1 protein-coding gene is annotated in these 617 nt (G+C 64.7%); it reads left to right on the top strand.

The features are described 5' to 3' along the window. The coding region (locus IEX25_RS19930; RefSeq protein WP_188717468.1) for an IS66 family transposase at positions 1 to 617 on the top strand (617 nt) is incomplete at both ends.

Here is a 617-nt window from a genome sequence, read left to right as displayed (position 1 = left end):
GATCGAGCAGCTGGAACTGGCGCTGGAAGACCTGCAGCTGGCTCTGGCCGAGGCCAATGACCCGTCGCCCGCTGCCGAGGAGGGGCCGGACACGGAAGCACAGGCTCCGGAGCCGGCTGAACCCCAGGAAACCAAACGCCGCCGCCCGAAGGTCTCGAAGGACACGCCGCGCGAACGGCGCACGTATGATCCCGGCGAGAATTGCCCCGATTGCGGTGGCGATCTGCGGGTGATCGGTGAGGATGTCAGCGAACTGATCGACATGATTGCCGCGCAGTTGAAGGTCATCGAGATCGCGCGCATCAAGAAGTCCTGCCGGCGCTGCGAGAAGATCGTCCAGGTCCCGGCACCCAGCCGGCCGATCCCGCGAAGCATGGCGGGACCGAACCTGCTCGCCTATGTCCTGGTCTCGAAGTTCGACGATCATGTGCCGCTCTACAGGCAGAACGAGATCTTTGCCCGGATGGGCGCCGATATCGCCGACACGACGCTCGTGGACTGGTGCGGCGGGGCGATGAAAGCCCTGGCGCCGCTGATCGAAAGGATCGAGGCAGAGATCATGGCCAGCGATCTGCTCCATGCCGATGACACGCCCATCCGGGTTCTCGATCGCAGCA

This window comes from Paracoccus acridae (genome assembly GCF_014642735.1).
Lineage (GTDB): Bacteria > Pseudomonadota > Alphaproteobacteria > Rhodobacterales > Rhodobacteraceae > Paracoccus > Paracoccus acridae.
The sequence above is the reverse complement of the archived record's forward strand: the minus strand, read 5'-3'. Positions and strand labels throughout refer to the sequence as shown.